This window comes from Luteococcus sp., from assembly GCF_043424415.1.
In the GTDB taxonomy this organism is placed as follows: domain Bacteria; phylum Actinomycetota; class Actinomycetes; order Propionibacteriales; family Propionibacteriaceae; genus Luteococcus.
Window position 1 is genome coordinate 1 of sequence record NZ_JBHWOO010000145.1, and the last position, 6,768, is coordinate 6,768.

The following is a 6,768-nucleotide window of genomic DNA, read 5'->3' on the forward strand; positions in this document are numbered from 1 at the left end:
CCATCCACCGCGCCCAAGGCTCCACCGTGGATACCACCCACGCCGTCATCGACACTGGCGTCGACCGGGCCGGCCTGTACGTCGCCATGACCCGAGGCAAGAAAGAAAACCGCGTCTACGCGGTGTGCGAACCTGACCTGGATCTGGCTGCCGAGGACGGGCACATGCACTCGGCCGGCGATAGTCCCGCACCCACCGCACTCGAGGTGCTGTCCACCGTTTTGGCCCGTGACACCCGGCACACCTCAGCGGTCGAAGCCCTGCGGCAGGAGTACACCGACGCCACCGACCCGCAGCGCGTGGAAGCGCTGTACCGCCACGGCGCGGACCTTGCCGCCACTGCCTTCACCGCAGCCACCCTGCCCGAGTACATCGACGCTCTCCCGCGGGCTTACGCCCACCAGATTGATGCTGATCCCGAGCTGCGCACCGAGATTGCGCACGCCTGGACCGAAGCGGCACTGGCAGGCCTGGACCCCCGAGAAATGTGGGCCCAGGCCACCGACACCCTCGACACCGCGAAATCCGCTGGCGCAGTCATCGCCCACCGAATCCGACACGTGACCCGCGAGGTCGGTGAGAAGCTCGAACTGCCCATTCCCCCACCAGAAACCACCACCGGTGACCCGGAACTGGCCACGTGGCTGACCGACACTCGCCACACGCTCACCACCGCGCCGGCCGAGTCTCCTGCCGCCACCGTGAGCGACTTCACCACGTCCTACCTCGCCCACCGAGCCGCCGAACGAGAGCACGGCCCGGACACCCACACGGCAAGCCCATCGGCGTGGGGGCCTGTCACCGACTCCTCCCCCGACCTGTGGTGACAGCCCTGTTGTGAGCCGGCGGCCATCTGAGATGTCAGGCAGCAGTGGCGGCCCACTGGTGGGGTCGGCCAGTACGTCAGGGGCGGGAATGGGCTGCGCTGGCCGCGGCAATCAGCCTCTCGGTACGGTGCGAGCATCTCGCCAAGGGTTAGGCGTGGCCAGATTCTTTGAATAGATGGGTGCGCGAGGTGGCGTCCCAGGTCAACATTCCCAGCTCGTGCAGCACCTTCAGGGACGCCAGCACGTCGCTAGCACTGGCTTGGTCATCGCCAACGAGATCGAGCGGCGTGATCGAGTGCGCGGCTCCGTCAACATCACGCAGATGCAGCGGGTGCGACAGCAGCATCTCCAGCAGCACCTCCTCAGTCAGGGACGGCACCACCTTTTGGATCGTTGCCACGACCTCGGACATCTGCCAGGCCGGGTACGGCAACGGCAAGTACAGCGCTTGAGACGGCGCTACCGTCGACGTTGTCGACGCTCGGGGGTCCACCCGGTTTCGGGACCGAGTGTTCTTGGTCTTTCTGCCTTTCGATTTAGGCATGTGCTCCCTTGGTGGTGGTTATCGTAATCAACAACCACTAGATGCTACTCATAGTCTGTAGACCGATAGTGTTCATCGGGTGAATGTGAAGGCATGCTTTGCGATGCCGACCTGCTCACCCAGTTCGGCACCCGTGTCCGCACCGCACGCGCAGGTACCGGACTGTCACAAGAGGCGTTGGCGGAAGCGTGCGGTCTACACCGCACCTACGTTGGCTCGGTCGAACGCGGTGAACGCAACGTCGGACTGCTGAACCTGCTCAGCCTTGCCGCCGCGCTGCGCGTCGATCCCGCCCACCTAGTAGAAGGCCTGCACCGCCCGCCTGCTCCCTGACCACACGTGCGTTGGCGCGCGTTCAGGCGACTTTGCTGGCAGTGGTGATCAGTTCCCACCGGACCGACACCGCCACCTCCGATCCGGCCGAAGCTCCAGCCGGCACCGACTACGCCCCTAGCGTCTTCGCTGTGTTGTTCCTTGGCCACCGAGCCGCAGAACACCAACACGACACCCACACCGCGGAACAGGAACCCATCGTCTTCTCCCCTGCCCTGTGGTGAGCGTCCCTCTAAGCCACGACCTCTGGCCAGGATCAGGCTGCGGCGCTCGACCACTGGTGAGGGGCGGCCAGCACATCTGGGGCGGGCAGGGCAGCACGGGCCGCGGCAACCAGCTCCCACCAGCTTGCCGGGTCAGCCTCCCGATGCCGGTCTTGAGCAGCCATTGCGGCCCCCCACGTGGTTGCTTCCACCGGCGGGCCGGTGGCTGTTGCTCCGTAGGCCAGCGCAATGTCGACCGGGTGGACCTGCTCGGCCTCACCGGGAGTCGGGAAGTGGCCCCACTCCCCTAGCGCGTCGGATTGATCTTGCTGGTAGCGGGTGGTGAACCACCACACAAATACCGCCGACTGCAACCGGTACAACCGCATCCGATCTGCATGCGCTCCCGTCACCCCAGCTAGCGCCGCTGCCCGGGCTAACCGGGAGCGGCCCTGGTAGACGCGCCCGTTCGAGGTGCACAAGCCGTACGCCTGGAGTGCGCCAAGCTTGCTGCGCACCGTTGCCGCGCAGATCCCAAGACGAGCGGCGATCTGCCGCACCGGCAGGCGCTGCGTGCGCAGCAGATCCCACACCCGCAAGCCGAGCACCCCTAGCGAACGGGCATGCCAGATGTCCGCGCGGGCGGATTCCAGCTCTGCTCGCAGCCGCTGCTCAAGGGCTGGGGAAAATACTGCGCCACTTCTTGTCTCCCCGCCCCCGTGCGCTACCAGCCTCCAGGTCGCGGCCCACGGGCCCACCGCCCGCTGGGTGCGCCGGATCCAGCCGCGGTCGGTCAGGTCTTTAAGCCGGTCTGCGACGGTGTCTCGGGCCAGGCCCGCTGCCAAGGCCCAATCTCTTTCGGAGAAATGGACTTCTTCAGTGGCGGCATCGAGGGTGCGGGCGGCTAGGGCGAGCAGGACCAGGCGTGCCTGGGACCCGGTTTTTCCCTGCCACTGCTGCGGTTTGCTGTCCATTCGGGTTAACAGGTCTGCGACGGTCTGTTCCACGGTGTGCCGGGCTGGGCTGGTGGTGCAGGTGGCGGGGCCGGTGTAGCTGGCCGCGGTGACGGCTTTGGTCCACTGACGTGCGAGCTCCTGCTCGGCGTCCAGGCGCGGGGTCCGGCCGACTGCTGTGCGGTGGGTGCGCAGGAACTCCAGACCCGGCCACTGCGCCGTGAATGCTGCCTCGGCGAGGTCTCGGTGTTGCATACGGGCATGTGCGCAGGCCAGCAGGATGGACCACCCAATCGCTGAGGCATCTGTGCCGGCAGCGATCGGGGTGTCGGCGAGAGCGCGAATCCTGGCGGCGAGCGGTCGGCGTGGGCCGGCCAGGTACGGACGCCCCTGGATATCAACATGCACCGGCCGGGTCGTCACCTGCGGATGCGGCCCTGAAATGGGACTCGGACGCGTGTCGAGGTGTTCGGTAACCCGATGTAAGGCTCGAAGAGATGCGGGGCGAATGTCGGTGCTACTGAGAGGGACCGAGGCTCCGCCGGAGCGGTGGGGCGAGCCCGGAGCGCGAACGCAGCCGGTGCGAGGGTTTGCCAGAGGTCCGCGGTCAAGTGAAGGCCAGGCGGCGGCGAATGCGTCCACTAGTGGTGCGAGCCGGGCCGGTGAGATCGCGGCACTGAGGCGGATCCACACGTGGTATCCCCCACCGGGCCCGGATGAGCACACCAGATGTTCGACCCCGGTGGCGCTCAAAGCGGAGGTGCAGTTGGCGAGGTCTGCGGTGGCGGTTGAGCCGGCGTGATGGGCGTCAAAGTCCAGAGCAAGCAGGCGAAAGCGGCCGGCGTCATCGGTCAAATGCAGCGCATATGGCACATCCGGGCCGGGGGCGCCGTCGGTGAAGCGTCGAGTTGTCGAGAAGGTGTGCGCTTTGCGTGGATCGACACGCACATACGGGCGCGGACTCCACGCACTCGCCACTGATTCCCACCACGTGTTGGCCTGATGGGATGCGGTTTTTCTGGTATCAGAATAGGACACGCCGTCCGGAACGAGTGGACCGTCCGGAAGGTATGACCTACCCTGAGAGGTGCCTGGAAGCACAGCTCTCCTAAATGGTGAGCAACCCCGAGTTCGAGCGCCAACTCAAACTCTTGACTTTCGATCCCGGTCCACCGGTCAGTGGGCCGGGATCAGTCATTTTGCGGATTGCATGATCTTTAGTTGTCAGTCACAGATCTGACTACTTCACGCTGGGATCGCCTCCTGGTCGTCAAAATTCGACACGGCTTCGGGCATGCCGAGGTGTGTCGCAGCGACTTCGGCTACATACTGGTTCATGGAGATGCCACGTGCTTTGGCTTCACGTCGAAGCGCGTCGTAAACATCCGAAGGTACGCGGACCGTCATGCGTGTCCGCTCCCCTAGGGCTGGTCTGCCCGGCCCAGAACGTGTGGTCGCCATGACGTCAAAATTCGCATGCCTGACGTCAGAAATGGGTGCGACACGCTCACGACGTCAAAAATGACGGTAGATAGTGCGTGGGACGGCAGGCTGAAGTTCAGGAGTCAGTCGATCGTGGGTCGGCGGCCCGCCATCCTCGCTTGAAACTCGAGTTTGGCATTGGTCTGAGAGCATCGACCAGAACCAGCGCCATTCGGAGGGCGCTAGTGGGCGCCGGCGCCCGATCCGATGCTGCTCAAGACTGTTGATTCCTGATCAGCAGTCTCGAGACTCCAAGTACTCGACGATTGCGATGTCGGTGATAGATGCGATGCTTATAGAGCGGTCGCCTGTCTCGTAGCGAAGCTTGTCGACAGCGCGGAGTAGCCGCGCTTTCGTTGATGGGCGCAGCCGGACATTGTGCTGCTCCGTCAGTCGCTCCTCCCCTCGCCCAGCTGGCTGGGTTGGCTGTGGGGAGGGAAGCGGCACGGCAGCGGCCGGTGTGGTGGCCGGGGTAGGCCGCTCTGGCAAGTCTGCTGCGGGGTGGGCAGCTCGTCGGATTGCGGGTTCACGCTGGACGCTCATGCTGCGTTTCCTTCGAAGTCGATCGCCAGCTCGGAAAGTAGATCTGTGTAAGCCACCTGGAGAGCCAATGCCTTGCCGCCAGTAAACTTGTGGATCGGCGTGTGAGTGCTATGTGCGTCCTGTCGGGCGGTAAGTTCCGGAATGGCGGTCTTCGCGACCAGTTCTCCGTAAGTGCTACGCAACTCGCGTTCGCGGAATTGGTGCTCCCCGGTGGCCCGTTTACGGCTAAGGACGATTTTTTCCATTACGAGCCGGGGGTTCGGTCGTCTCTGAACATTGCGGATCGTTTCCTGAAGGTTCTCGATCCCCCGGACGCTGTCGATGGTCGGCTCGGTCACAGCAATGACCCCGTCGACTGCGCACAGCACGGCAAAGAGCAACTTCCCCAGTGACGGTGGACAATCGAAGAGGACCGCGTCGTAGGGCGAGAGGTCGAGCCCCTCGAATGCGATGTCGAGGCGGAAGATCAAATCGTTGGCGCCGTCTGATTCGATGTTGGCTAGTGCTTCGTTGGACGGGATGAGGTCAACCCTGTCCCATGGAGTTGCGATGACGGCGTCGGCCGCAGATCCCGAAGCTGTTCGGTTCATGAGGTCGAACGTGGTCATCATGCCGTCCGTGATTTCGACACCGAGTCCCGTGGTGGAGTTCCCTTGGGGATCGACGTCCACAATCAGAACGTTGCGCCCTTGAGCGCTCAGCGCACTAGCCAGCCCGAGCGTCGTTGCAGTTTTGCCGACGCCGCCCTTCTGATTACAGAGCGCTAACTTTCGGATCATGTACGTTCCTCTCGAAGTGGATGCCAGCCAGAGGTAGCCGCTAGTTTGGCTGGCCATGTATGTGCACTGAGGTACTCGTTGGTAGCTAGTGCTGCATCTCTAGCTACGTTACCTCTCATAGTTATCTGTGCAACGGAAACTCGCAAAGCGCACGTAACTATACGTGCCAGGCTAGCTAGCAGTGCTAGCAATGCGCGCATTGCTACAGTAGCTAACTGCGGCTCGACTGACAGTCCTCCACCACGGCGAAGGCCACGGAAATGCGCATACCAGCACTAACCGCGATTGATTGGGTCTGGTGTCATTGATGATGGCGGTTGCCGGCAGCGTGATGGTGGGGGTGTGGACGTTCGCCGTGTTGATGGTCGTGCTGGTCAGAGCTGCCGTCCCGCCTCGGCACGCCGCGCAGAATCGCGAGGGCTTCTCGTGGTTCTGGGTGTTCTTCCCGATGGCGGTGCTCTTGGTGGCCGGGTCGCTCCACATGTGGCTACCGGGGATCAGTGCGGCCAGTGCCTGGACGATGTACATGTCGCTGGCGGACCGGGGCAGCGGCCTACAGTTTTTGAGTGACGAGCAGCTGTGGCAGCTCCAAGCTTTTCTGCTGGGGCGGTGGATCCTGCCAATCGCCGCGCTAGTCCTGGTGGGACTGTCAGTGTGGTCGTGGCGCCGCGGACACATCTGAGTAGCGACCTAGTGACGCCGTGGGGGAGTGAGACGGGGTGCGGATTGTCGGAACGCGTCTTATCGGCGCCGGCGGGTAGTGCGTCCCCGAACGCTCGGCGGCGACTTGGCGTGGGACGGGGTCACTTGTAGACGTCGCCGCGGTGCCCAATGCGCAGCACGAGCACAACGAGGGCGTCGTCTTCGATGTCGTAGATGATGCGGTAGTTGCCGACGCGGATGCGGAGTTCACCGTCTCCTCCGGAGAGCTGAATGGCGCCGGGCGGTCGCGGAGCCGCCGCTAGCGCTTCGATGGCTTGGACGATTCGCTTTTGCTCGGTGGGATGAACTTTGCGCAGGGCTTTCGCAGCCGAGGGCTTAGGGATCGCGCGGATAGGGCATGAGTCACGGGCTGCGGGCGGGTCGTGTATCCCATCTGTAGAT

At 63.9% G+C, this 6,768-nt stretch carries 8 protein-coding genes; 3 read left to right on the top strand and 5 right to left on the bottom strand.

The window, feature by feature from the left end:
* A partial coding sequence (locus ACHFFZ_RS09060; RefSeq protein ID WP_394276317.1) for a C-terminal helicase domain-containing protein occupies positions 1 to 827 on the top strand: 827 nt, incomplete at its 5' end.
* 148 nt (positions 828 to 975) lie between these two features.
* Here ACHFFZ_RS09060 and ACHFFZ_RS09065 read toward each other — a convergent pair.
* A complete protein-coding gene (locus tag ACHFFZ_RS09065) occupies positions 976 to 1,239 on the bottom strand; it encodes a hypothetical protein (RefSeq protein WP_182657749.1) in 264 nt (87 codons plus the stop codon).
* A 225-nt stretch (positions 1,240 to 1,464) separates the two neighbouring features.
* Here ACHFFZ_RS09065 and ACHFFZ_RS09070 point away from each other — a divergent pair, with 225 nt between their 5' ends.
* On the top strand, positions 1,465 to 1,704 hold the full coding sequence (locus ACHFFZ_RS09070; RefSeq protein WP_182657748.1) for a helix-turn-helix domain-containing protein: 240 nt from the start codon (positions 1,465 to 1,467) through the stop codon (positions 1,702 to 1,704).
* A 256-nt stretch (positions 1,705 to 1,960) separates the two neighbouring features.
* On the opposite strand, the gene ACHFFZ_RS09075 is transcribed toward ACHFFZ_RS09070, so the two are convergent.
* The 3 genes from ACHFFZ_RS09075 to ACHFFZ_RS09085 form a co-directional block, all read right to left on the bottom strand.
* Positions 1,961 to 3,283, bottom strand: a complete 1,323-nt coding sequence (locus ACHFFZ_RS09075; RefSeq protein WP_182657747.1) for a hypothetical protein — start codon at positions 3,281 to 3,283, stop codon at positions 1,961 to 1,963.
* 822 nt (positions 3,284 to 4,105) lie between these two features.
* On the bottom strand, positions 4,106 to 4,321 hold the full coding sequence (locus ACHFFZ_RS09080; protein WP_378002173.1) for a toxin-antitoxin system HicB family antitoxin: 216 nt from the start codon (positions 4,319 to 4,321) through the stop codon (positions 4,106 to 4,108).
* A gap of 560 nt (positions 4,322 to 4,881) precedes the next feature.
* Positions 4,882 to 5,664, bottom strand: coding sequence for a ParA family protein (locus ACHFFZ_RS09085; protein ID WP_394276318.1), 783 nt, complete (start codon positions 5,662 to 5,664; stop codon positions 4,882 to 4,884).
* A 298-nt stretch (positions 5,665 to 5,962) separates the two neighbouring features.
* Here ACHFFZ_RS09085 and ACHFFZ_RS09090 point away from each other — a divergent pair, with 298 nt between their 5' ends.
* Positions 5,963 to 6,346 (top strand): hypothetical protein, encoded by a 384-nt coding sequence (locus ACHFFZ_RS09090; protein WP_394276319.1) that lies wholly within the window; start codon positions 5,963 to 5,965, stop codon positions 6,344 to 6,346.
* A gap of 121 nt (positions 6,347 to 6,467) precedes the next feature.
* On the opposite strand, the gene ACHFFZ_RS09095 is transcribed toward ACHFFZ_RS09090, so the two are convergent.
* A partial coding sequence (locus ACHFFZ_RS09095) for a type II toxin-antitoxin system RelE/ParE family toxin (protein ID WP_394276320.1) occupies positions 6,468 to 6,768 on the bottom strand: 301 nt, incomplete at its 5' end.

What these genes read in the sequence shown, in the direction of transcription:
- ACHFFZ_RS09065 (WP_182657749.1), bottom strand. Translation starts at nt 1,239, where the DNA reads ATGTCCGAGGTCGTGGCAACGATCCAAAAGGTGGTGCCGTCCCTGACT.
- ACHFFZ_RS09070 (WP_182657748.1), top strand. Translation starts at nt 1,465, where the DNA reads ATGCTTTGCGATGCCGACCTGCTCACCCAGTTCGGCACCCGTGTCCGC.
- ACHFFZ_RS09080 (WP_378002173.1), bottom strand. Translation starts at nt 4,321, where the DNA reads ATGGCGACCACACGTTCTGGGCCGGGCAGACCAGCCCTAGGGGAGCGG.
- ACHFFZ_RS09085 (WP_394276318.1), bottom strand. Translation starts at nt 5,664, where the DNA reads ATGATCCGAAAGTTAGCGCTCTGTAATCAGAAGGGCGGCGTCGGCAAA.